Annotated in this window: 12 protein-coding genes; 3 read left to right on the top strand and 9 right to left on the bottom strand. The window is 47.5% G+C overall.

The annotated features are described in order from the left end of the window. Window position 1: 1 nt before the first annotated feature. From HYN49_RS07685 to HYN49_RS07675, 3 genes are read left to right on the top strand one after another with little or no spacing between them, the layout of a single operon-like run. Window positions 2–640 carry a hypothetical protein gene (locus HYN49_RS07685; RefSeq protein ID WP_108903577.1) on the top strand — a complete coding sequence of 213 codons (639 nt, stop codon included), beginning with the start codon at window positions 2–4 and terminating at the stop codon, window positions 638–640. After that, on the top strand, window positions 637–1,398 hold the full coding sequence (locus tag HYN49_RS07680) for a sensor histidine kinase (protein WP_181368929.1): 762 nt from the start codon (window positions 637–639) through the stop codon (window positions 1,396–1,398). The genes HYN49_RS07685 and HYN49_RS07680 overlap by 4 nt, the downstream gene beginning before the upstream one ends. Before the next feature lies 1 nt (window position 1,399). Next, on the top strand, window positions 1,400–2,056 hold the full coding sequence (locus tag HYN49_RS07675) for a response regulator (RefSeq protein WP_181368928.1): 657 nt from the start codon (window positions 1,400–1,402) through the stop codon (window positions 2,054–2,056). Here the strand turns inward: HYN49_RS07675 and ypfJ are convergent, their stop codons facing one another. From ypfJ to HYN49_RS07625, 9 genes are all read right to left on the bottom strand, one after another. After that, complete coding sequence (gene ypfJ, locus HYN49_RS07670) at window positions 2,057–2,899, bottom strand: KPN_02809 family neutral zinc metallopeptidase (protein WP_108903574.1); 843 nt, start codon at window positions 2,897–2,899, stop codon at window positions 2,057–2,059. A 277-nt stretch (window positions 2,900–3,176) separates the two neighbouring features. Further along, window positions 3,177–13,061: a fibronectin type III domain-containing protein gene (locus HYN49_RS07665; RefSeq protein ID WP_108903573.1), complete on the bottom strand. Its 9,885-nt coding sequence runs from the start codon at window positions 13,059–13,061 to the stop codon at window positions 3,177–3,179. A 169-nt stretch (window positions 13,062–13,230) separates the two neighbouring features. Beyond that, window positions 13,231–14,475: an MFS transporter gene (locus tag HYN49_RS07660; protein WP_108903572.1), complete on the bottom strand. Its 1,245-nt coding sequence runs from the start codon at window positions 14,473–14,475 to the stop codon at window positions 13,231–13,233. A 12-nt stretch (window positions 14,476–14,487) separates the two neighbouring features. Beyond that, the gene (locus tag HYN49_RS07655; protein ID WP_108903571.1) at window positions 14,488–14,715 is read right to left on the bottom strand and encodes a hypothetical protein; all 228 of its coding nucleotides are present in this window, start codon (window positions 14,713–14,715) and stop codon (window positions 14,488–14,490) included. A gap of 9 nt (window positions 14,716–14,724) precedes the next feature. Continuing rightward, entirely contained in the window at window positions 14,725–15,315 is a 591-nt protein-coding gene (locus HYN49_RS07650) for a TetR/AcrR family transcriptional regulator (RefSeq protein WP_108903570.1), read from the bottom strand. Between the two features lie 125 nt (window positions 15,316–15,440). Further along, window positions 15,441–20,726, bottom strand: a complete 5,286-nt coding sequence (locus HYN49_RS07645) for a CHAT domain-containing protein (protein WP_108903569.1) — start codon at window positions 20,724–20,726, stop codon at window positions 15,441–15,443. 96 nt (window positions 20,727–20,822) lie between these two features. After that, entirely contained in the window at window positions 20,823–21,617 is a 795-nt protein-coding gene (locus tag HYN49_RS07640) for a hypothetical protein (RefSeq protein ID WP_108903568.1), read from the bottom strand. A 107-nt stretch (window positions 21,618–21,724) separates the two neighbouring features. After that, window positions 21,725–25,099 carry an nSTAND1 domain-containing NTPase gene (locus HYN49_RS07635; RefSeq protein WP_146185064.1) on the bottom strand — a complete coding sequence of 1,125 codons (3,375 nt, stop codon included), beginning with the start codon at window positions 25,097–25,099 and terminating at the stop codon, window positions 21,725–21,727. Next, entirely contained in the window at window positions 25,096–26,166 is a 1,071-nt protein-coding gene (locus tag HYN49_RS07625; protein ID WP_108903566.1) for an SIR2 family protein, read from the bottom strand. Before HYN49_RS07625 ends, HYN49_RS07635 begins: the two co-directional genes overlap by 4 nt. Window positions 26,167–26,244 lie beyond the last annotated feature (78 nt).

Raw genomic sequence — 26,244 nt, 5'->3', positions numbered from 1 at the left:
CATGCAGCACCTCATTCCCTACATCATCAAAACCATAGTCCTGGCCACATTTTTGCACAGTGTGGCCGTTTTGCGATGGCGGAATGGTATTCATAGGCTCGTGCTGCTCATCCTGGCCATCGAATGCTGGAATGAAGTAATCAATACGGTGTTGATTTTAAGGGGCATCCATACGGCTGTAGTAACAAACATCAGTTTTATACTTTATTTGACGCTGTGGCTGATGTTATTGTCCAAGTTGGGGAGTTTTCGTAAAATAACCAGGTTGCTTACCGCCTTCTTCGTGCTTTTCGCTGTAGTAAACCTCGTCTTCGCTGAAGGTTTTTTCGGCTTCAACTTCACTACGATAATATTTGCCACATTCGTTTACGTTTCCATTTTTATCGTAGAAAATTACCAACGCCTTTGGAATGAAGATTTAGTTTTTTTCAGTTCCGGCAATTATATCCTGCTTTTTTCTCCGGTGAGCCTGTTGCTGGGACTGAGCTTCATTTTTGGTTTCTATTCCCACGACGTGACACTCCAGATTCCATTTGGCGGGATCACTTTATGGAATTTTGTGATTATTACCACAAATATCATCTATTACAGCTTATTAAATATTTATATCCGTCTAGAAACCAAATCTTTAAAATCGTGAACACCACAGCTTTCGGAATTGTCATTGCATTTTTATTTGTTTTGCTGATCCTTGCCTTCTGTGTACTCTTAATCCGCCTGTATTTTATCAAAATCAAAAAATACACCGCGCAGCTGTACCAGAAGGACATTGATTTCCAGAAAAACCTCAATACGGCTATACTCGAAACCCAGGAACAGGTTTTTAATAACATCTCAAAAGACCTCCATGACGATGCCGGCCAGCAGCTCACTTACATCAATCTCCAGATTGAAAACCTAAAGCTCGACTCGGAGAAACTGCAGCAAATACTGGACCCGCTGACGGCATCCGTGAACAGGCTTTCCGTGTCAATCCGCGACATCAGCCATTCCCTTGACCAACGACTGCTCACGCGCCAGGACCTTTTCCAGACGATGGAGCATGAATTGAAACGGCTGGAGAAAAATCCGCATTTCAACCTGGAATATACCATTAGCAACACATCGGGAAAAGTTTTCAGTACCAACGAGAAAATCTTCATCTTCCGTATTTTCCAGGAGGCCATAAACAATGCCTGCAAGCATTCAGGCGCTGCAAAACTTGAGGTACGCGTCGTCACTTCCCCTTATTTTGAGATGATCATTTCCGATAATGGCAGGGGCTTTGAAAAAACGGATTCAGCGACAAGCGGCCTCCATAATATGCGGCACCGCGCGGAAAGCATAGGATATGGGCTTGATATCAGTTCCGTGCTTGGTAAAGGTACTATTGTCACACTATCTGAAAAAAACACCTGATATGGAAAAAACTACCATATGTATTATCGACGACCATAAGATCGTAAGGCACGGTCTTAAGGAATTGCTGCAGAAAATGGGGCGCTATTCCGTTGACCTTGAATTTGAAAACGGAGCCGAATTTCTTTCTGCATTACCGTTGGGAAATGCGCCGCAATTGTTCATCCTCGATTATTCCATGCCGGTTATGAATGGCATCGAAGTGCTCCAGGCACTGGAAGAGCGCGATGAGGAATACAGGGTACTGCTGCTGACACAGCATTTTGACGAAGATATTATTGATGCCGCATACCACCATGGTGCCAGAGGATTCCTGCATAAAAACTGTACAGCAGCCGAATTGCAATTTGCCATTGAAAATATCCTGACAATCGGTTACAACAATATTACTGAAATTCTTAAGCGGGTCAGGCATTATAACAGTGGCCGCAATGAACGTTCAATTAATATTGTATTATCAGGCAGGGAAGCTGATTTCCTCAAACTGGTTTGCGATGAGCGTGAATTGACTTATGACCAGATGGCAGACATCATGAATGTATCCGTAAAATCTATTGAAGCGTACCGCACAGCGCTTTTCGAGCGATACAATATTAAATCAAAAGTGGGATTGGTATTGTTTTCATTCCGCCACAAGCTAACGCCGCCTTTTACATGATTATTCCGTCAAAGCCGCACCATCCTGCAAATCACCACCCTCAAAACCTTTCCTGAACCACATCATGCGCTGCGCCGAAGTGCCATGGGTAAATGAATCCGGTACCACATGTCCCTGAAGCCTTTTCTGCAACGCATCATCACCCACAGCATTGGCGGCACTGAGCGCTTCCTCAATGTCTCCGGCTTCAAGCCACTTATTGCGTTGCTCGCTGTAGTGCGCCCAGATGCCAGCATAAAAATCAGCCTGGAGTTCAAGCCCTACCGATAATCTGTTGGCACCGCTTTCGCTTGTTTGCTGTTGCAGGTCGTGTATCCTGCCCGAAGTGCCGAGCAGGTTCTGCACATGGTGCCCTATCTCATGGGCGAGCACATAGGCAATGGCAAAATCACCCCCTTTGGCACCGAAACGCGACTGCAATTCTGTAAAAAACACCATGTCCATATACACCTTGCGGTCTTCGGGGCAATAGAACGGTCCCGCAGCCGACATAGCATCTCCGCAGCCGGTACTGACACCATCGTTAAACAAAACGAGCGTGGGCGGTTCATAGGTCATGCCTTGTTCTTCAAACAATTTGCCCCACACCTCTTCGGTATCGGCAAGGACTACGCGCATAAATTTACCGAGCTCCTGCTCGTCCGATGTTAAGGGTCTTGTTTGCTCCTGTGCAGTCCCTGTATCCACCTGTTGCAGCAATTGTGAAGGGTCGCCGCCGGTAAGCAGGCTGTATATTATTGCAATGACAGCAAGTATTCCGCCGCCAGCCACCGCTTTCCCACCTCCGGACATGCCGCGGCGGTCTTCCATATTGCCGCTTTCGCGGTGTCCGAACCATTTCATATGCTTATATTTTGCATGAAGTTAGCAAATAGTACGGGTGTTTAAAAGCGATTGTAAACCTTTCCGGAAATGTTGTAAGGTATGTATGGCAACCCCTGCGGGTCGGGCTATCCGCTCTATCTTTTATTTTTAAAAGGAAAAAATAAAAGGATGCCGCTGCTATCCCTGTTGCAGTCCCCCGTAAAAATGAAGCATCACCTCTACATCAGGTAACAGTAGCGCCATAAAAAAGCCGGACATTGGGTCCGGCTTTTTTTTATTTATTTTTAGCTTAAGCTTATTCCTTAATGAACTTCGCCTGGTAGCGCTGCTCTCCTGAGAATGCCTGGAGGATATACACCCCTCTTGCGAATCGTGATACATCCACCTGGTCCGGTCCGGATTGCTCCAGCACTACCCTTCCCGCTGAATCCAGGATGACCACCCGCTCCACTTTGAAATCACCATCCGATTTGATGTTGATCACCGAAGCCGTCGGGTTAGGGAATATCCTGATGTGGTACGCTGAAGTAATATCGTCATTCGATGTGGTATCATCCTTAGCCGTCTCAGGCATCCTCACCGCACATGGCATCAGTGTCACGTTCGATGCCGACCTGAGGCTCTCGCAGCCATTGATCGTCTGGGTCACATAATAGGTTGCTGCCGTAAGCTGCACCGATGGTGCCAACGGTGTCCCGCCGCTCGACGCAGCATACCACCTCAGTGCTGTACCCGTAGCAGTAAGGTCGCTTACGAATCTGCCCTGGCAAAGCGATTGGTCCGATACCGACGGTGGCGCCGTAGCGTTCACCGTCACCGATACCGCACGCCTGGCGCTGGTACAGCCGTCAACGGTCTGGCTCACATAATACGTTCCCGTAGCAAGCTGCGCCGTCGAGGACAATGCCGTGCCGCCCGTTGCCACCGTATACCACAACAGGCTTGTTCCCGTAGCGGTAAGGGCAGGCCTCTTCACGTTACAACTGAATACCTGTGGTGATGGCGCATCAGGCATGGCAATCGTATTGATCGTCACGCTTACCGCAGTACGATCGCTCTCGCAGATGCCTGAACCTTGCGATACATAATAAGTCCCGGCAGTAACCTGAGCAGTAGAAGCCAACGCCGGGCCGCCCGTCGGGGTGCTGTACCATTTAAGGCCGGTGCCGTTTGCCGTAAGGTTAGCCACTGTGGATCCCGAGCATAAGGTCTGTGCCGATGCCGATGGTGCCGCAGGGTTCGTGATCGTTACCGATACCGCCCTTCTGGCACTCTCGCAGCCGTTGATGGTCTGGCTGACATAGTAAGTCCCCGTGACAAGCACTGCTGTTGAGGACAGTGCCGTGCCTGCAGTCGGTACGGTGTACCAAAGCAATGAACTGCCCGTTGCCGTAAGGGCCGGCCTCTTCGTTCCGCAGACGAACGATTGTGGCGATGGGGCATCAGGCATAGGTGCACCGCCCGTGATCACCTGTACCGCCGTGCGTGTGCTCTCGCACATCATCGAGTTGGTCTGTGAAGCGTAATAGGTCCCGCTGGAAAGCGGTGTGGATGATGCCAAAGGCGTGGTATCCGTATCTGTCGCATACCATTTGATGCCTGTGCCCGTGGCGTAAAGGTTCGCCACCGTGGCCGCCGTACAGAACACCTGTGTGGATGCCGTAGGTGGGGTCGGGTATGTAATCGTTACCTGTACTTCTTTTCTCGCGCCCTCGCAGCCGTCTATGGTCTGGCTTACATAATACGATCCCGCAACAAGCTGTGTTGAGGACAGCATGGCCGTGCCGCCCGTGGCGGTCGTGTACCATTTGAGTCCGGTACCCGTAGCGGTAAGGCTCGTCCTTCTTGCACCGCAGTTATAGGTCTGTGGTGAGGCCGCATCAGGGAGTGCAGGTCCGGAAAGCGTCACATTGATTGGTATCCTTGGGCTCTCGCAAGTGCCTGTCTTCTGTGAGGCGTAATAGGTGCCTGCGGTAAGAGTCGTGGTGGTGGCCAATGCCGTACCGCCCGTAGCCGTGGCATACCATCTGATATCGGTGCCGGTGGCCATAAGGTTCGCTACGGTGCCATTATAGCAATAGGTCTGGTCGTTTGCCGTCGGTGGGGCGATCGTGTTTATGATCACTTCCACTGCCCTTCTCGAGCTTTGGCAGCCGTCGATGGTCTGGGTAACATAATAGGTGCCCGTGGCAAGCAGGTCTGCCGAGGCCATGGCCGTGCCGCCCGTGGCGGTGGTGTACCATCTCAGTGTAGTGCCTGTAGCCGAAAGGTTGGTCCTTCTCGCACCGCAAAGGAACGTTTGCGGTGACGGCGCCGATGGCATGGCTACCTGGATCGTAACGCTTACCGAAGTCCTTGGGCTTTCGCAGCCGTTGAGGGTTTGTGTGGCGTAATAGGTACCCTGTTCAAGGGCCGTATCGGTGCTCAGGGCCGTGCCGCCCGAAGCGGTGCCGTACCATCTGATGTTGGTGCCTGCAGCCGTCAGGTTTGCGATGCTGCCGCTGCAGAACGACTGTGAGCTTGCCGTCGGGGCAGGCGTATGGTTTACCGTAAGGTGCAGTGTGGCGGTTTCAGTGCAGCCTGAGCTGTTGGTACCCGTATGGGTATAATCGCCGCTGGCAGTATAAGTAGTCCCATACCATGCATATGATCCGCAGGCCGTTACCGTTTCGGAAATCGTTGTACTGTGGTTGATCGTCAGGTGGAGATTTGCAATATGTGTACAGCCCGAACTATTGGTGCCAGCGTAGGTGTAATTACCAGTTTCGGTAAAAGTTACCCCGTGCCATACATAAGAGTTACAGGCCGTGGCATCTTCCCAAGTTGTGGTGCTGTGATTGATGGTAAGGTGCAGCGTAGACACATTGGTACAACCTGAAGCATTGGTGCTTTCAAACGTGTAATCACCGCTTTCCGTATAGTTTACACCATGCCAATCATACGAATCGCAGGCCGTGGCTGCTTCAGATGCACTTGTACTGTGGTTGATCGTCAGGTGCAGTGTAGACACATTGGTACAACCTGAAGCATTGGTGCTGGTGTGAGTGTAATCACCGCTTGCAGTGTAGGTTGTCCCGTGCCAGTTGTATGAATCGCAGGCTACAGCCTCTTCAGATGTGGTGGTGCTGTGATTGATTTGAAGGTGCAGATTCGCCATGTTCGTACATCCCGATGCATTGGTACTTCCATAAGTATAATTACCGGTCTCGGTATAGGTTACCCCGTGCCATACATAGTAATTACACGCCGTTGCATCTTCCCATGTCGTGGAGTTGTGATTGATGGTGAGGTGTAATGTTTCCACATGTTTACAACCGAAGACATTTGTGCCTTCATAGCTGTAATCACCACTTTCAGTGTAAGTGGTATCGTGCCATTGATACGAATCACAAGCTGTAGCCGACTCTTCAGACGTTGTACTATGATTGATGGTCAGGTATATGATCTTCGTAGACTCACAGCCCCATTCATTGTATGTGTCGAAACCGTAAATTCCGGATTCGGTAAGTGTTGTGCCAAAAATGGAGTAAGAATCACACGCAGTCACCTCCTCAGTCATTTCCGAACCATGGTGTATCGTCAGGTGCAGTGTCGCCGTGTGCGTGCAGCCGGATACATTTGTAGTTGTAAAAATGTAATCGCCGCTTTCACTATACGATTGGCCATTCCAATAATATTCAGAACATGCTTCAGCCGTTTCTTCCGAAGAAGTGCTGTGGTTGATCCTCAGGTTCAATGTTTCGATATTCGCACAGCCGGAGGCATTCGTATTTTCAAAAGTATAATCGCCGGTCTCAGTATACACTGTACCATGCCACTCATAAGCATCACAGGCAGTCACGCTTTCCGATGAAGCCGTACTGCTATTAATGGTCAGGTGCAGCGTCGCGGTATTAACGCAACCGGTATCTTCATTGGTGGTTTGACTGGTATAATCTCCTGAAGCGGTATAGGTAATCCCATTCCAGTTATAATTATCGCAGGCAGTTATCGTTTCCTCGGAGGTCGTGAAGCAAGGCGCGGCCTCGCAGGTGATGAACCGGCTTCTTGTGACAGTCTCGGAACCGCAGTTTTGATCCAGGTTCAGGTGGTAGCGGATAATTCCGGAATAAGAGCCTGAATTCCAAACAACCGGGGTCGTACCGTACGCTAAAAGCTGGGTACCGTTTTGATTGGTAATCGTAATATAGTCTGTCGCAACGGAACTTCCGAAAGTATACATCTTGTTGCCTGCAACATTGACGTTTGTGAACTCACCTGCCCAGCTTGAGTCGGAAATCAATTCCTGCGTACCGGTGCATTGCGGAGCATACGCAGCCTGTGGATACTGTCCGTATTTCGCGCCGTTACAGCCTGGGGTTACAGTAGCAATCGTAGCAAAAGACGGGCCGGCAATCCATTCGCTGAAATTACCATCACAGGCGGAGCGAATCCAGAAATAATACGTCGTAGCCGGTGTCAGGCCGGTAAGGAAGGTACCTGTCGGGTCATATGCAGTAATAAAAGGTTCCGAAGCCGATGGTGGCGTGTTTTGCGTGGAAGTGTATAACTGTACATAGTTAGGGCTGTCCCAGGTCAGGAGCAAGTTCTCCGAAGTGATCGACGAAGCGACCACGCCCAGGTTGGAAGGCGGCGCACATGGCGGGGCTTCCCCACAAGCGATATACCTCGCCCTGTTCTGAGCCTGCATCCCGCAGGCAAAACCCGTATGGAGGTAATAGCGGATCGTACCTTCAAATCCAGATTCCCATACCAGCGGGGTGGTACCGTAAGCAAGGATCTGCGTGGCATCGTCGTTTGTTATAGTGATGTAATCTGAAGCATTCGAGCTGGAGAAAGTATATACCGTTTCCGTTACATTGACGTTCGTATACTCTCCGGCATAAGCCGCAGTGGTAATGGTCTGACGACCAATACAGGATGGCGTAAAGGTAGTCTGCGGGTACAGTGAACCATTGGTACATCCCGGGAATTTCGTAGTGAAACTTCCACCGTATACCCAGTTAAACCCAGCATCGAAACAAATTGATCGTACCCAGTAGTAATACACTGTTGCCGAATTCAGTCCGTTAATCGTAAGGGAATTACCGGCAGTAGTGTTCGTCGTAATCGGTAAATTGATCGATGGTGCGGTGTTTGACGTGGAAACATACACCTGGCTTCCGCCTGAAGGTGGAAACGGAGCCTGTTCCCATGAGATTTTTACGGTTTGTGAAGTAATGTCGCTGGACGTCAGGTAATGCGGCGGACTGCACGTTCCTGGTGTCTGGCACGCTATCATTTTCGTACGGATCGTAAAATCATTGGTACACAAATCACTTTTGTGGATGTAATACCTTATTGTGCCGGTGCGGCTGGCCGAATACCAATTCAGTGGTGTAGTGCCATAAGCATATACAGTAGTCCCGGTGCTGTTGGTGATTGTGATAAAATCTGTAGCACGTGTCGTACTGAAGATATAACTACGGTCAGACTGTATGTTTACATTGGAATATTCTCCTGCCAGGGCACTGGCCGTAATTACTTGTGAACCACCGTCACAATTTGGGGTGAATGTATTTTGCGGAGACAGGCTGCCGTTCACACAGCCTGGTGCCGGTGGTGTATAGGTACCGCCATCCATCCAGTCTCCGACCGGAGGATTGGTTCCGCAAACGGACCTCACCCAGATGCGGTAGGTTGTACCTGATGTCAGTCCGTCGATATCATAATATGTATTGGTTGTAGCATTGGTCACAGGAATACTGGCGGATGGCACTCCGGCAACAGTAGTGTAATATACCTGGTATCCGTTTGCCGGGGCGATTAGCGGCGCATTCCACGAGATCCTGACCGAATGGTAAGTGCTCAGTGAAGTGGCGATAGCCGAAGGCGGATTACAGTATTCGAGTGTGAAATTGGCAAGGCCGTTTGCGGTCCATCCGTACACAGGATTGCTTTCGGTAAAATCCGGGAATTCAGCGCCAGCACCATTGTCATATCGCTTCCAGTTGGAAAGCGTGCCCACCTGAGCGAGCAGGAACTGCCTGGTACCCGATGTAGGCCCTTCGTAACGTGCGTTATCGGCTTCGTTCTGCACACCTGACCCTAATCCTACCGCGATTGCAGTAAGCCCGTTAGTTAATCCCGGAGGCAGGTTGCTGTAGTTGTCCCTTAAGTTTGAAGATATGGATGCCGTATTTGCTGTGAGCGAAGCCCAATTGTTCGTTGCGGTGGTCAATGCGTAAATTGCCGTGAAATTCGTACCTGGGAAATTGGCATCGATGGCAGCATCAGACCTGAAAATCACCACCTGGTCACCTATGTTCGGGAAAGTCAGTTTGCCGTCAAAATCGCTTCCGCATTGTGTGCCAGAAATCACTTCATAATTCGCATCGGTGCCAAGCTGGGATACTGTCTGTACTGCACCCGCAGGGATTCCTCCAGCCGGAACAGTGTAGCGGAACAGGATGTCCTCCGTATTGCCCGCACACATGAACTGGTTCGAGGAGGTATTCCATCCGGCATCGGTAATGTAAAACTGCGTTCCGGGGCGAAGGTTCGTGAGCGGCATCCAACTGAATTCATCACCACCCTGAGCAATGGTACCTGTATCTGCGCCAGCCCCGATGACAACAATATCTCCGGCATTGAGGATTTGCGGCGGAACTACTGTAATGGATTTGGTCCTGTAGCTCGCGACGGAACCGCAGGCAGCATCAGTATGAACGTAAAATCGTATTACACCTGAAGTCGTGCCCGAAGACCAGTTTAACGGCGTTTGTCCGGATGCATAGACCGTTGTCCCGGTTGCATTGGTAATCGTCAGAAAGTCTGTCGCTACAGAACTGGTAAAAGTATAATCCCTTTTAGTCAGGATGTTGATGTTGCTGTATTGGCCTGCATAACTCGTAGTAGTAATCGTTTCAGGAGACATGATTTCCAAAGGTGTAAAGGTTGCCTCCGGATTGATGCCCTGATTCGCGCCATTACAACTTAAAGGCTGTAAGGTATTGAAAGACAACATTGTCCACGGTCCTTTTGTCGTACCACAACTGGTACGTACCCAATAATAATACGTAGTACCACTCGCCAGGTCCCCAACATTGGCATAAGTAGAGGAAGTAAAATTCCCGATTGGTGCCGGTGGAACCGCATTGCTCGTCGACCAATACAAATCATACCCTGATGACGGTGGTGAAGCGGGAGCTGTCCATGATATCCTTGCCGAATTTGAAGTGAGATTCGATACAGTCATTCCTGATACCACTCCTCCGCAGGAACTCGCTGAAGTAGCGGTAATGTATTTTGTCCTGGCCGTATTCTGTGTGCCACAAGACGCATTCGTATGTACATAATATCTTAAAACGCCAGAGTTACTGCCCGAAAGCCACGTCAATGGTGTGGACCCCGAAGCATAAACTACAGTTCCGGCCGCATTGGTAATGGTCACGTAATCCGTCGAAACCGAAGTGGAAAAAATATAATGCCTTGATGCTAGCGCATTGAAATTCGAATACTGTCCGGCATAGGCTTCAAAAGCTGGCTCGGCTTGTCCTGTTCCTGCTGGCGTGTAAGCCGCTTCGGGATACAATCCGTAACTCGCGCCATTACAGCTTGAGAAAGCATTTGTCGTAAAACTGCCTCCCGAAATCCAGGAACCTTTTATCGTACCGTTGCAGTTCGAGCGAACCCAGTAGTAATAGGTTGTAGCAGCGCTAAGATTATAAGCAAGACTGACATTGGTCGCGTTGCCAAATGTAGCCGGAGTACCCGCAGTGGGTGCTATATTCGCAGTGCTATAATAGACTTCGTAGCCTCCTAATGGCGGATAAGTTGGTGCTGTCCATGAAATTCGTGCAGAATTTGATGTGATGTTTGAAACAGTCAACGCAGTCGGGCCATTACAGGTTACCGCATCTGTACCCGTAATATATTTGGTCCTTCGATACTGTTCCTCCCCGCAACCTGCAGTGTGGTTAAAATACCTAACCACTCCTGAGATAGACTCAGAGGCCCACGACAATGGCGCAACACCATAGGCATATACTACAGTGCCCGCAGCATTGGTAATTGTAATGACATCGTTTGTGGAAGAATCGAAAATATAGTTCTTATACGGCAGCACATTGATATTTGAATATTGGCTGGCGTAAGCATTGGTGGTCACTGTTTCCAATGTACCGTTGCAAAGCGGCGTAAATGTCGCCTTAGGGAATAAACCGTATTTTGCATTGTTACACGTTAAACTAACAACATTGGCAAAACTTCCACCGAAAACCCATTCGCTTTTTAATGAGCCACAAACGGAGCGTACCCAATACCTCCAGGTATTCGTGCCATTGGTAAGGTTGACCATGGCACTTGTGGTTGTGGAAGTTTCGCTAGGCGTACTGGTCGCCGTAGGCACGGTTGTTGAAGACAACGTTCGGTAAACCTCGTAAGATCCGGGGGACCCTTCTGGTGCAGTCCATGATATTCTGGCATAACCGGAGCTGATTTCGGATACGGTCAGGTTCGTTGGCAGTCCGCAGGACGTTGCGACCGCACAGGCGACCGATTTTATCCTTGAAACATTCTGCTCACCACAGGCATTGTCCGTGTGGATAAAAAATCTCAGGGTTCCTGATGAAGGTCCAGAATTCCATATCAGTGGTGTGGATCCGCTTGATATTACCCCTCCCGTACTATTTGTGAGTGTGATAAAATCCGTGGCTACAGAACTTGAAAACGTATATTGCGTATTGCTTCCCACCGTCACCTCAGAATACTGTCCGGCCTTCGCATCAGCCACAATTTGCTGTGGTGCACCTGTACAGGAAGGGACGAATGTGGTTGCCGGATACATGCCATAAGTTGCGTTCCCGCAGGTTGTTGCAGCATTAGTAGTGAAACTTATTCCGCTATCCCAAGCCCATTGGCTTTTTGATGTGCCACAATTGGATCTTACCCAATAATAATATTGCGTACCGGGCTGCAATCCCGTCACGTCAAAAAACAAGGCAGTGGTCGATCCGGTAGGTGTCGCCGAAGCGGACGGCATTATGTTTGTAGTGCTGACATATACGTCATACGAACCCGGGGGATTAACACTGGGTGCTGTCCAGGGTATCCGCGCAGAATTGGAAGTAATGTTGGTGGCTAATTGTAAGCCCGGGTAGACGCAGGTAGACGCTGAAGGCGTAGCCCTTACCCATTTCGTCGTATTGCCCTGCGGCGTTGTAGCCCCGCAAGACGCGTTGGAATGCACGTACATCCTGACGATGCCGTTTATGGTACCTGAGTTCCAATTTAGGATATTTACCCCTGAGGCCAATACTGTTGCGCCGGTCTCATCGGTAATCGTGATATAATCTGTAGTAAGATTGGTAGAAAAGCGATATGCGGTATTATTTACCACCCTGATCCGCTCAAATTGTCCCGGAGAACGCGTGTCAGTGGCAGTACTTACACCGGTCAACGGTGGCGTAAATGTATAAAGTCCCGTACCATTCACCGCGCCATTACAGCTTTGGAATGCATTGGTGGTGAAGCTTTTTAAAGTAGTCCAATTGCTCTTTGTCGATCCGCAATTTGAACGCATGCTGTAATAATAAGTGGTACTGGCCTGCAATGGAGACAAAATCGTGTAGTAATAATTCAACACTTTTTGTGTAGGAACAGTATTCGCCTGTGGCGGCGTAGGACTGGTACTGAAATACAAATCATAATCGTCAACAGGAGACGGGACCGGCTCGGTCCAGGTCAGGAGCGCAGAATTTGACGTGATACCCGATACCATGACATCTGAAGGCATTGTCGCGCAATCAGTGTAAGTATAACAACCCATATAGCTCGTCCTTGTCGTGGTGCTGGTCCCGCAAGCTGCGTTGGTATGCACATAAAAACGGACGTTTCCTGTGCCTTGTGTTGTCCAGAAAACATGACCAGTGCCATGTGCCAGGACCGTCGTCGCATCTGCGTTAGTTATGGTTACATAATCTGTCGAAACAGAAGTATAAAACTCATAAATCCTGTTTGGAAGGATGGCCACATTGCTGTACTGCCCCGGTGTAGTTGAGAAACCGACGGTTTGTCCATAATCCAGGATGGGCGTAAACGTCTGCGAACTCAACAGTGTTCCATTAGTACACTGTGCAGAAACATTAGAAAAAAAACATAATGAAATTAGGAATGAAAAGAGCGTAATTTTTGCCTTCATACAGAATTGTTTTGTCTTTGGGTTAGTGCCTATTATACAAAAAGCTTCCAAAAATAAAATAATTTCAAAAACATCAGGTAAATATTTTTAAGAATATGGTAACCGGCATCTTTTTATGCAGATAATCGATAAAATCGTACCTTTCATCGATTATAAACAGAACTGGACATTAGGAATTGACACCGTTGCGTCTCTGTACGATACGATTGACCCTGTACATCAGGAAAATCGTCAATAACATGATTCCTGAGGCGATCATCGCCAGTGTGTCATAATGTTCCAACGGGGAGAAATTGTCTTTCTGTACGATGATCACGCCGGCAAGCATGGCCCCAAAGCCACCCGCCATTTGCTGTAAGGAAGCATTGACACTCATAAACGCACCCCTGTCTGCCGGTTCAGGCACAGCGGAAGTAAGCGCCGTCGAAGGCACCATCCTGCACATGATTGCCACCATCATAAGGACATTCGCAACCAACACGAGCCAAAACGGCGTCACGGCAAAATGGGCATAAATGTTGATGATGACAATGGCTGTCAGTGTGGCGATGGCGAACACTTTGTATTTACTGACCTTATCGCTTAATTTTCCAATCAATGGCATCGTAATCAATGTAGCAATTCCCGTAAACATAAACACAAAAGGCAATTGCTCATTGGTAATCCCAAGGTTGTTGATGGCAAAAGCACTTCCGAAGGGCATCATCATAAAACCGCCGATGGAAAGCAATGCCGTGGCCAAAAACCCGACGCGGTAATCTTTTTTCACCACCGTATGCCACAAATGCTGTACGGCAGTTTTGTCCCTTTGCAGTAAAAGGTGCGCATTTACCGGCTTCAGCCTTACCGCAATTCCGATGGCTACCAGCGCTGCCATAACCGCAATCCACAGGAACGGCACATGCCATCCCCAGGCATTGGCAATAAACAAACCGATCGGGATGCCGAGGACCTGGCTGGCACCAAAGCCCATCTGCACAAATCCCATCACTTTCCCGCGCTGCTGCAGGCTGAACAAATCGGCAATGATGGCCATAGATACGGACCCGATGACTCCTCCGAAAATACCGGTCACGATGCGTGCCGCCAGCAACAGTTCATAATTGGGTGCCATCGCACAAAAGAAAGTCCCGATGATAAAACCGGTGTAAAAGAACAACAGGAGTTTCTTACGGTCAAATTTATCCGCGAAGCCCGCTGTAAGCAGGCCTGAGATTCCGGCGCTGAAGGCGTAAGCTGACACTGCCGAACCGAATTGCGCCGTATTGATGTGCAGCGTTTTCATCATGATATCGCCGAGCGGCGACATCACCATAAAATCCAGCACGACAGTAAACTGGGTGATGGCCAATATAAAGATTACAAATTTCTGATACCCTGTAAAAGAGGCCGATGGCAAGGTTTGTGCGTCCATGGTTGTTTTTGCTTATTGCAATTCGGCACAGTTAAAGCCGAGGATGTTGATGATTTTAATGATGTCATTTACTGAAAGTACGTTTGTGACAACCCGGAGCACACAATCAATATCTTCCTGGTCGATGCTCCATTTGCGGATTACGGTGCTTTCATCTAAGATGCTGCTGACAAATTCCTTGTCGGATCTGTTGCGGATATTGGTGGCAAAGACCAATATGCTTGTTAAATCTTCTTTCATGAGGTGAGGTTATGGTGTTAATGCTTTTATGACTAATGCGAAAGTTTCATCCTGTATTTGTTGCGTAAGGGAGAACGGAGCGCCGCCCATGCTTTTGCCTTTGTTGTGGAAACGCAGCAATGCATACAAAGGCCCGTAAGCGATGCTCCAGAAAACTTCCTTCGAGATAGGAAGCATTTCTTTGCGCTCCACCGCGTTCTGGAAGAATTCCATCATGGTGTTCTTGAAATCCCTGATGCCTTCCTGTGCAATGTAATCGCTGTAGGAAGAATTCTGCAAGACTTCCCAGCAAGCCACTTCCTTCATATTTTGCATCAAAAAGGCGGCCCTGTTTTCCCATTGTTTGCGCAAGCCTTCGATAAAGTGCATATCAGACGAAAAATCCTTTAACATGGCCCTGAAAAAATCCTGCCCGATCCCGACCCCTATTTTCTTTATGAGGTCTTCCTTGTCAGTATAATATATATAAAGCGTGGCTACGGAAACGCCGGCTTGCTTGGCAAGGCGGTTCATGGCAAAACCTTCAATACCTTCCCTTACGAGCATTTCGATGGCTTTTTGCTTTACGATGCTTTCCTTATCTGTATTCCTTATCCGCATTGATTTTTATCTTGATGCGGCAAATATATACATAATAAATGAATGTTCGCTTACTTAAAATATTATTTAAAAAAAAATGCCGCATTTCTGCGGCAATAATATGTTGGTGTCTATTTCAGTAATCTTTACTCCTGTTGCATTTTAAAACGTTCCAGGAGTTCACTTACTTTGACCTTAAGCCTTTCCAGATGCGGATTCGATATAACCTGGTCATACATTTCCAAAGCGTTTACAATCAGCTCCAGGTTGTACAACTCGGCCTGTTTCTTTCCTACAGACCCAAACCGCTGGCGCATCTCGTTGCCCAATTCGAAGAGTTTATCCCATGGTTCAGGTTTCGCTGCATTTTCCGGATCCAGGAACAGCATGACGAGCATCATTCCCGTCGGGTCGGTGTTGTCCCAATAATCCATGTCGAGTGCTGACTGGAGTGGTTGCGCTGTTTTTACTTTCAGGATTTCAGTATATTCCTTTACATGATCGTCATCCAGTTTTTTACGGCGCTTTTCCTTTCCGAAATTGAGAATGGTATCAAAAATCAGCAGGCTGTTCAATGGATAAATGCGCTTGTTCTTTTTGTAGGCATCGTGATAGTTCGCAATGGCGCTTTCCAGCAGGGCGCGTTTTTTCACCAATGTCCCTTCCATATAAGCCAATCGCTTGTAAGCACTGCCCATCAGTGCATGGCGTTCTGCGGTATTATTGATATCCTGCAGGTTTTTGAGGTTTTTCAGTACTTCATAAATCTGATTTTCTGCGTCGGCGCGCTTGCCATGGTCATCATTGTATTCTTTGAATGCTTTATAAGTACAATTGCTAAAGAATTTGTGCAGCGCATTTACAGAAAAAGCAGCATCATCCCATCCTTTAAGCTCCCGGAATTTAGTATCAGCGGCATCATACATCCCAAGTTCATAATAAATCAGCGCTTCAGTCTCATCAATCCTGGCACTGCTAAGGCCGGCACGTTTCCTGTCTGCTGTAATCCTGAAAAGCTTATCGAGTACTTTTTCCTTTTTCGTATAACGCACATCGAGTTGGTTAAGCAGATTGAAAAGATCTATATAAACCTGGTCTTCGATGATGTAGTTCTTATCCCTGATCGGATCTACAGAACGGTTGTTGATTTTATAATAGGGATCACCATAGCACTGGTAAGCGCCCCATGTATTGTCGTGGGGTTTCTTAGGGTCGTAGATGCGGGATCGGGCTTTCCTGACCGAGGTCCCGAAAGTTTCACCGTTGAAAAGGTTTTCATAAAAGACTTCGGCAAATTCCTTCGCGGAATCATCAGCGACCTGCCAGCCTGCCACTACTACGGCTCTCACACCCATTTCTATCAATTCGGTACCGATGTTCGCAGCCAGGCGGTAACGATCCCGGATAAACTTATCGTCAACACCATTGACGGCACCCAGGTGGCAGCAATTCACAAACACGAATTCCGGCACCACGGGCAGCTGGTGAATGTCTGCAGGGGTCAGGAATATATTATTTCCTACGACGATACCCGAGTTGCATGGATGTTCCGGATCATAAATCCCGTGTCCGGCAATATGGATGATTTTATAGGAATCAGTATAAAGTACTTTAACAATATCTGAATAATCCCTGCCTATCAATGGGAGGTTTGCCCATCCTTTGATATCCATCTGCCTTTTGACGGCTTCACCTTCGTCACGGGCGTGATCCAATTGCGGCAGGTAACCTCCGAGTTCAGGATCGGCAATGATTAAAGCCTTTTCACTGATGATGCCTTCCATCTTAGGGGTGAAATCCCGGGTCGACAATTGCCTTATCATGCCTGCATCGATGCACAGCGGACGGGCTTTTACGGAACTGTCCTGAAGCAATTCCCAAGGGTATGAGGCGCTCTCCTTATCCAATATCCAGGTGATGTGGCCTTTGCGCTTTAGCTGGTTTTTGAACGAATTTGGGATCAATAGCTCAAAAAGCGATTTGGCTACCGCATCGGACCACTGCCCACCTACTGAGATTTCCTTCAGGAAAGAATCGGTAATGGCGGTGTTGGAGTACAGTTCGCTTACCTCATCACGGGCATCTCCGGTACTCGAACTGAAGGTCAGTTTCTTACCGCTACAGTCATTTACTTCGGTACGGATGGCAAGCCTGTTCCACCATTCTTCCGAATTCAGTACCGGAAGCGTCTTGCGGCAACCAAACAGTTTCTTAATCCGGGCCGTCTCCATGGTAATGTTGTAATTTTCATTATCGCAGGATTCGATATTTTTTAAGGCAAACAACGCACTGATCGTATTGGTTTCGCATTGCTCAATAAACTCGATATGTGTAATCTGCGGATAGCCACAATCCAATGCGGCAACGGTATTATTTGCATTATTCACCCCTTCAATCACGGCCTTTACCGAGTTTTCGATACTCAGATTTCCATATCCTGTACCAATCAGCAGCGCAGAAATACCGATGGTTTTATAGCCTGTATTGCTGGCCTGCATCCCAATCAGGTAGTTGGCAGCACCGATCGCCACGCTTTTGGAGAGCATATAGGAAGTCAGTTTTTCCGGTTCCCCAAGGCCTATGATAATGGCCCCTTCAAAGAAAATATCCCTTTTATAAATCACTTCATAAGTGCCAATAGGGCCCGGATATCCTCCCAGCCTGTGCTTGTACTGGAGCATGGAATTCAGGTTGCGGTCGATGGCCTTTTCTGCCTGCAGGATGGCATCTCCGTTGAAATGCCCTGCCAATACCGGAAAAGATGAATAGGCAAGGTCGCCATGGCTTACCGATACTACCAAAGGATTGCGGCTCGCCACGGTTTCGGTAATGGTTGTGGTACCCATGATGGACCTTTCGAGCCCACTTTCTGAAAAATCGAAGTCGGTATGCTCATTAATAGTGAAAGTCTTTTGTGCATCGCGGAATACAGGGCGCTTTTTTGAAAGCCTGTTGGTACTGCCTCGTGAGATAATCTCTTCAATTCCGGCGAAGATTTTTTCTTCATTGGCCAGGTCGCCATGGGTAACATCGGTATAATACACCTGCTCTGATTCAATCAGTTTCGGAGGAATTCCGGTGGCCCAGGTAACACTCTGGTCGCCTTCCCGTGTATATTTGAAAACGAGCCTGCCCCCATCCGTAGAAAACCCGCACGGCGTAGCCTTATCCTGCCCTGCAATATAGATCATGTTTGTATAATCAATGCCCGAAGCCGCGCTGAGCACCTCATCCCGATAGGCAGCAAATTCCTTCAGGCGCTCTTTGGTCCCCGCACCTACCGGGGGCAATGGCCAGGAATCATCATTCATGCCTGAGCGCATTTTTTCCCAGAGTTTTATATCGGCATAATCCATGTCATCTCCTTTAGAGAAGGGCAACAGGCTTAATATACCGGGCAGGGCAGTGAAAAACGACACCAGTTCTTTCTTGGAATGTTTCATATCCAGGAAGCTGAGCTTGTTGATGATGCCATCCATGCCAAACAGTACGGCCGGAATGCGATGGGAGCCATTCAGCGGGGATCCCAGGAACAGCAATTTAAAACCGTTGCGGCGGTTGAGGATTTCCCAGGTATCTTTATGGTATACTATAAAATCCCGTACCAGCACCCCTCCCATCGAATGACCGATAATCTTGATCTGGACACTGAATTTAAGCAGCTCCGTAATCTTTTTATTCAATTCGGATGCGGAGTCCTTCATTGGCTTACGCCAGTCAAACGGAAAAATCACGACATCATAATTCCGCGAAAGCTGCAGGTACAATTTATTGTATGAGCTCTTGATGATGGAGCGTGCCCTGATGCCTTTGCCATCGAGATTGGTCATTTCGCTGAGATCCCCTTTCAGGATACCCCAATAATTCAGCCACATCCGGCTGTTTTCATCATATATATTCGAGCCCATGATCCCCGGCAATAATATGACGATAGGCCTTTTACCTGAAGGTGGTGCCAATACCGGATGCAGTTCTCCTCCGTCCATACCAAAGACACCCCTGTCTGACGCTGGTATCTCCAGTTGTGGCACCCTTTTGTACCCGTTGACCGTATTTCCTGGTTCAGCCTTAAGCGCATTGAGCAGGGCCTGTTGCGTTTTCTGGTTGTTGAAATAGTGGAGGTGGTCTACATTAATACCTTCATCAAAAAAGTACTGTATGGAACCACTGCGGCTCACGCCCAGGTACATTGAATCGGTATTTACGACTAAATCGCTGCGCTGCCTGTAGAATAGCTTGCCTAAAACAACCATAAGCCCCCGGAAACTAAGGCTCAACTTTCCGTTGCCGGAAATAACCATCAGCGAACTGCCGTCAATTTCTGAGCCGGGGGTCCTTACATTGAGTGCTTTTATAAAAATCGACTGCGGATTCATGGCTTCCAGTCCCGGGAGCACATCGATATTACTTTTTTCCTTTAATACTGCACTAATCAGGTCATGCATTACATCTGCAAAAACACTGGCGGTTCCTGCAACATTAAAAAGTACATTGAGAATGTGGTCCATACGGTCCGATGCGAGCAATGTTCCTGCCGATGGCGAGGCCACACGGACGAACTTATCAACACTGATCCTCTTGTTCCTGAACAATTCCTCAAGATCTGCAATACTTTTGAGATCTTGCTTACGCCCTTCCTTTTTGAAAAGTTGTATTTCCTGTTCCGTAAAGAATTTGCCTGCAGCATATTTGGACAATATATCCCCTATGAGGCCTCCCCTGGAATGTGTGATGATGTGCAGCGTACATTTGTCTGGCAGTCCCTTTACCAAATCCACGGTATTCTGCAACGGACTGACCGTAAGCGTCCTGTGCTGGAATGCAAGCACGTTTCCGGAATACGTATTATAAATTTCGTCAAACACTTTATTTTGTGCCAGACCTCCGAATGCGCCTTCAGTATTGGAATTGGTACCGTGGATAAACAGCAATATCGGCTTTTCTTCCAGTATTGCATTTTTATCTGAAGGATAATAACGCATCATGAAATCCCGGTTCAAGATATGGAGTCCATCACGGGTTGCCGCCAATTGCTTGTTTTCAAGTTTGGCCGCAACATCGGCTACCAACTTATCTCCGGCGGGTTTTACAAAAACATGGATGAGCTTAAGGACGATGCTCCCGACAACGCCACGTTGTGAACCACTGCCAAGTTCGAGCGGAAGGCTGGTTTCACTTTTACCGCCGCGGGATTGCTGCCCTTCACCGAAAAGTTCGTGGAGGGTATCGCCGTCAGCGAGCCAGGTGGTGTTGTCGTCGTATACAAACTGATAATATTTATCCTTGTCAGCTGTATTAATACTATGTATTTCTGAAGGTTCTCCGCTTCTGTTATGGATTTCGATACGGTAGGTCACTTCAGGTTTTTTCTGTCCGTCCGCTTTATCTTGTTGTTCCTTGGTGGCAGGAAAATTGTAAATAATTTCAGCCATGATTTTTGTGTTTTAGTTTTAAAAAATGAAGTGTTGAGCGCAGCCTTTTACAGCCGTGCCGACACTTACCTTAATGAAATCGTTGATAATCCCGGCTTAAGAAGTCCTCCTTGGATCACCTTTCAGGTACAGGCCACTCCATTTGAACCATGCATCAGAAGTATTTTTACCAGCCTTGCCATCAGCGACAAGCGTGCTGCCATTTTGATTGAGCAAGTCCTGCAATGCCTTACCATCTGGAGATACGGTCCCGGAAAAATAGGCCACTTTATTTCCAGCCGCAATAATCTGGTCTTTAATTGTAGGTACTGCCGGAGCTGAGGCTGCCGGCATGGCAATAATCTTCTTGTCGGACATCCTTTTCAATAAAGCCGCGGCGCCGCATTGCTTTGAGACAAGATTGGGATCGTATTGCCCATCTGCGGCAAATTTCCCTTTGGTATATTTATCAGTGTAGCTCCACAGGTATGGGGAAGGCAGGTTTTTCTTGAAGTACCCAAGTCCGTTATAGCATTCAATCCGGTATAACAAGCCGCTGAGGCTCCAGTCCTTCCAGGTATTCAGGCCATTGCCGGTCAACGCGTCAGCAGCACTGACTTCCCATGTAAACGGCGGATTGCCTTTAACGGGCTGCCCTTTCGGGACATGTACAGTTCGGGCAGTAAGCGGATCACCGTTGTGCAGGTGGCAATTGAAGTTCAGTCCCGCTTCCATATTATGCAGCACGCCTACGACATACCATGGAATGTTCAGGGGCGTTGCGACAGCTTCGTAACGTGCTTTATTAGCCGAAATTTTCGTCACCGCTGTATCAATTTCCGCCAATTTAGCAGCGCTTAAGGTACAGGTGTCGAAATTGCCTTCATACATTGTTTTTTGTTGTGGAGTCATTGGTTTTGGTTTTAGGATATAAATGTAACTCATTGACTATTAATAAAAAATACCCCCTAGTGGGTATTTTTTACCGTATATCGAGCTTTATAAATGACAATATATATTTACAATTTTCGCAGATATTCCTTTATTTTCAGGAACTCAGCATGCAAAGCAGTCCCCGGTTTTATAATTTTTGCTTTTTCCCATGCTTCTAAATCTTCCAGGAAATAGGCGCTGAGGCTGCTGTTGGCCGCATACACTTTTTGGGCATCTGCAAATCGGCTTTGAAGCAGCAGGCCCATCGCAAGATTGGAATTGATCCATTTGTTTCCAGCATCATAATAAAGTCCTTTTCGGGCATAAGTGACCGCATCTGCATAGCGCCCGGCATAAATACTGTAATGCGATAACGTGTCATATAATGGCGAGAGTTCATGCCTTATAGCTGCATCATATGGCGTCCCGATGATGGCGCGCTCGATTTTCGAGGTTCCTTTTTTAAGCAGGTTTGCCGCTTTTGCATAATCCGGTATCAGGTTTTTCGCCACCAATTTATATCCCTGTGCAAGATCCAGGATGATCTCCTTATCCGATTGGTCATCATCAAAAGCCTTTTCCCTGAGATGCTGTGTGACCAGCAAACCTTTAATACGCATGATGCTGTCATTACCGGTACTGGTCAGGCTGATGGAATCGATTTCAAATTTGGCATATTTCAGCATGGCCTGGCGGCGCTGGAGTTTTGACAGTCCTTTGAGTTTTGATTCTGCCATCAGCTTTTTATACATCCCGGAAATATCATATAGGGAAGTCCTGATGAGTTTGTCATAATCCTTGTCACCGGGATGTTCGTTGATATTTGGCAATGCCATGCTGTAAGTCAGGATTTGCCTCAAAAGCTCGATGCTGCTGTCAGGATTTCCGTAAATTTTTTCAGCAGTATAATCTGTCAAGCCTGTTTTGGCGTAATCCAAAGGACTGTAAATCTGCAGTTCCTTTGATTTATACAAGGCGGAAATTTCACCTTTCTTCCAAATATATACCTTACCGGAAAGCGTCGAAGCCAGGATATTTTGCCCATCAGGTGAAAAGATGGCATTGGTGATGCGGCTTTCAGCAGTAATTAATGTGCGTTGTCCATTCCCGTTATTGTCTGATAATTCCACTTCATTGCTATGGGCGACAAGCACGTGTTTTCCGTCAGGCGAAATGGCAATGCGTTCCCCTACGTTCCCATATTCATCAGCATCATAATACGCAGTATAATAATCCCCCTGCTTTTGTTTGTGTTGAATATCCTTGCTTAACAGGTCGGGGATTGCAATGACTTCGGGTTTATTATCCTTCCCGACAATGTATATACTTCGACCATCAGGAGCTATGCAGAAATCGGTGAATCCGTTACCGGTATTGGCAATAAAACCTTCCATAACACCCTCCCTGCTGAACCTGTAAAAATCGCCATACTGTGTCTGTCCTATAATGAACATGCTGTTGTTTGAAAAAACAACTTTATGCAGTTTTTCACCATACGCCATTAACGTTCCCATGGGCGCTGGATTACCGTAATGATACAGATTCCCGGCCAATATAAAGGATTTCCGGTCCGGAGACATGGCATTAGCGGGCCCGTTGTCCCGAGCTGTTGCATACCGTGTGGCGCTGCTGTTATTCATGCTGACCAGGCAAAATCCATTATTGTCGATGGGCCTGCCAATAAGCAAAGCGCTTTCAGGATATGCGAAATAGACATAATCGATATCCTTAAACCGCTGTTTTTCAAATATAATCCCTTTGGCCCCATAATACAGTACAGCATCCCTTTGCACCACTGTGACTTCCCCTTTATCATTATAGCCTACCTTGCCGTAACCATCGGCAAACATGCCGGTAAGGTAAAAGTCGGGCCCTTTATTCTCAAATCCGTTTAAATAATTCTGGAGAATGTCCGGTGGACGCTTGAAGGCATCTTTGGCAATGAGGTAAGCCAACGTGGAATTGTCGGCATTTTTAGCGGCGATCATATACAGTTGCGCCCTGGTATCGATAGATTGCTGGTGCTGGTACCAAAACCCGAATGAGGTAAAGGCCAATATTAAAACCAAAACCAGAATAGCCGTGCGCCTTTTATTCTTGACCCAGATGCCTTGTGCCAAAAGTGACTGTTCCCGGATGACCTTCATCTTGTTCAGCGTCGGGATGATGGACTCGCTGTTGATTTCATAATATACCCCGCCCGATCGCCGTTCACTGCGCACAAGCCTTGTTTCATGCTCAAGCCTGTCGAGTATGGCATTCAGGTTTGTAACGCGGTGGCCTTGTTCCGTCAGCGCTTCTTCAATGGCATGCTTGTGGAAAATATTGCGCGTATTTTCATTCAGCACCAAAATCTGCAGGATTTCTGTGGCAACGGTCTGATCTGCTGCAGGCAGGCGCGCGAGCGCATTTTCATAAGACTGCCTGATGATATCCTTGACGCTCGCATGTTGCAGGAACGACATACGTTCAACCGGCGGAAGTTCATAAAGAAACTCGCACACGATCTGCACATCAGTAAGTACAGCGTAGTCATCATCAAAATGCTCCTTCAATTTTGTCTCAAGGGCAACCATAAATTCTTCCGAAAATGGATTTGTGAATTTCCCTTCATTCCCGCCTGTAAAAGGACAGGAAATAATCTGGTATATGTCCTGGCAGGGGATTGATTTTATACGCAAAGTATGGTCCTTCAGATCAGGGATTGCCATGAACAGGCGGGAAAACTTCGCCAGGTAATCTTCCCGGAACACAAAGATGAACTTCATGCGTAAAGACCTGTTGTAATATATTTCCCGGAAAAATTCGATGATTTCCTTTTGGAATTTTTTACGGTCAGCAGGCGTAAGTTCCCCATCTGTGGTAGTGCCTCCCATTTCCTCAAAAAGCGTGATCAGCTCTTCAAACTGGTCAAAGATGAACACCGGAATCGGCGATTCTTCATCGATTATAGATTCACCGTAAGCGATCTCATCGGAAAGCGTAAGCCTTGGCGGCAATTTTTCCGGATGATCGGTGGCATCGCCTCTGAGTTTTGGCCTGAGCGTTAAAATTCTTTCGCGGAATTCCTTAAATGACACGCTGATTTGCGGTTTGTTTTCCGTATTCAGGTCGTCGAAAATGGATGGAAGATAGGTATCGTTGTCCTCATTTTCCTTAATCCTGTAAATGATGAAAGTACCATCATAGGATGGTGACACCCGCATGACTTCAGGCAAAAAATCATATTCGAGCAATTTTGGTGCCAAAGCCGCATTGATGATTGATGATTTCCCGAAACCGCTTTGACCGAAAAGCAATATGCCGCGGTACAGCGAAACGAGGTTCAGGAGCTGCTCTTTTTCCCAGTTGCGCCCTGCAAAAATATCCCGGTCGGAATACCGGAAGGGCTTAATCCCGCGAAAGGGTTGCGGAATTTCCTGATTGTCCTTAGCGTTGTTTGTATTTGTCATGTCCATCATAAAGGCATTTCTTTTCCGAACATTTCTTTGTACAGATAAGGGATTGTAGTCCAGATGTCGTCTTCTATAAAACTGAATTTATAATCCCTGATGTAAATATTCTTGATGACTTCATCGGGTTTTACATCGATGGACCATTTTTGAAGTGCCCTGAAAATATCAACATTCTTTTTCCAGAGCGCGGTCTTGAAGATCAGCCGGAGGTTGTAATCCCTTAGGCTGTAGCCGACAAACAAGAACGTATTGCGGTTCAGGCCGCTGAATGCATTATTGATCGATTGCGGAATGGGGTATAGATCCAAACGCTGGTCTGTGAGGCCACGCTCCATATTGGTACTCACCTGGCTCATCCTCAAAATAAAATGCAGGTAATCCTCATCGGTTAAAACGATGGCATCTTTTTCTGGCAGGTAATCGCCGTCTTCATTAAAAGGGTCGCGTATGTCCCCGTGGAGTTTGTATAAAAAAGGCATCTCTGCTGAAATATCTGCACCGAAATCCTCTGTATATTCTGAAGTATCGCCGCGATTGGGCTTGTAAACGCCTTTTTTATAGCCTTTTTTGTAACCATTTTGTATCGCAGTATCCAATGCGGTCTCAAAAAGGTGGTCGTAGTTGGTGGAAACGATATATTTAAAAGGCATTTCGGCCAGCGCATTCAAAATTGGGGAAGGCTTTTTATTATCGATGGCGTGGGCCAGTTTGTCAACCATCGCTTCACGGCTGAAGGTTTCCTGATAATACTGGCTGACCCAGCTTAGCGGAAGCCTTTCTTCCTTCATGTAATCGCTTCGTTCCGTGGTATTGTCGGCGGCAAAAAGCGCATCAATAAAATAATTATTGAGTTCGTTGCCCAGCGGCGGCCGGTCCTCTTTGCTATAAATCCCTTCAAAACCCGGGCGCGACAAATGGTAATTTACTGCTGCCCCGAGGAATAATACCACACGGCCTTTATATTGTCCGGCTTTGTCACCCCTGTCATACTTTTCGCAGATTTCGGCGGCAAGTTGCTGCAGTTGCCTTTTATTGTCTGCGCTAAGCGATTGGTATAAATCTTTGGCATCCATGTTTGAATACGGCTGTTTTTGGTATTGTGACAGTTTTTATGATAAGCATAACTGTTTCACAATCAGCATTGTTTCAAA

The sequence above is a fragment of the Flavobacterium pallidum genome, assembly GCF_003097535.1.
GTDB classification, from domain to species: Bacteria; Bacteroidota; Bacteroidia; order Flavobacteriales; family Flavobacteriaceae; genus Flavobacterium; species Flavobacterium pallidum.
This window is presented reverse-complemented; position numbering and strand designations above follow the sequence as displayed.

Excerpts from the sequence above, each read along its gene's own strand:
- HYN49_RS07685 (WP_108903577.1), top strand. The coding sequence starts at position 2 with ATGCAGCACCTCATTCCCTACATCATCAAAACCATAGTCCTGGCCACA.
- HYN49_RS07675 (WP_181368928.1), top strand. The coding sequence starts at position 1,400 with ATGGAAAAAACTACCATATGTATTATCGACGACCATAAGATCGTAAGG.
- ypfJ (WP_108903574.1), bottom strand. The coding sequence starts at position 2,899 with ATGAAATGGTTCGGACACCGCGAAAGCGGCAATATGGAAGACCGCCGC.
- HYN49_RS07665 (WP_108903573.1), bottom strand. The coding sequence starts at position 13,061 with ATGAAGGCAAAAATTACGCTCTTTTCATTCCTAATTTCATTATGTTTT.
- HYN49_RS07660 (WP_108903572.1), bottom strand. The coding sequence starts at position 14,475 with ATGGACGCACAAACCTTGCCATCGGCCTCTTTTACAGGGTATCAGAAA.
- HYN49_RS07655 (WP_108903571.1), bottom strand. The coding sequence starts at position 14,715 with ATGAAAGAAGATTTAACAAGCATATTGGTCTTTGCCACCAATATCCGC.
- HYN49_RS07650 (WP_108903570.1), bottom strand. The coding sequence starts at position 15,315 with ATGCGGATAAGGAATACAGATAAGGAAAGCATCGTAAAGCAAAAAGCC.
- HYN49_RS07645 (WP_108903569.1), bottom strand. The coding sequence starts at position 20,726 with ATGGCTGAAATTATTTACAATTTTCCTGCCACCAAGGAACAACAAGAT.
- HYN49_RS07640 (WP_108903568.1), bottom strand. The coding sequence starts at position 21,617 with ATGACTCCACAACAAAAAACAATGTATGAAGGCAATTTCGACACCTGT.
- HYN49_RS07635 (WP_146185064.1), bottom strand. The coding sequence starts at position 25,099 with ATGATGGACATGACAAATACAAACAACGCTAAGGACAATCAGGAAATT.
- HYN49_RS07625 (WP_108903566.1), bottom strand. The coding sequence starts at position 26,166 with ATGGATGCCAAAGATTTATACCAATCGCTTAGCGCAGACAATAAAAGG.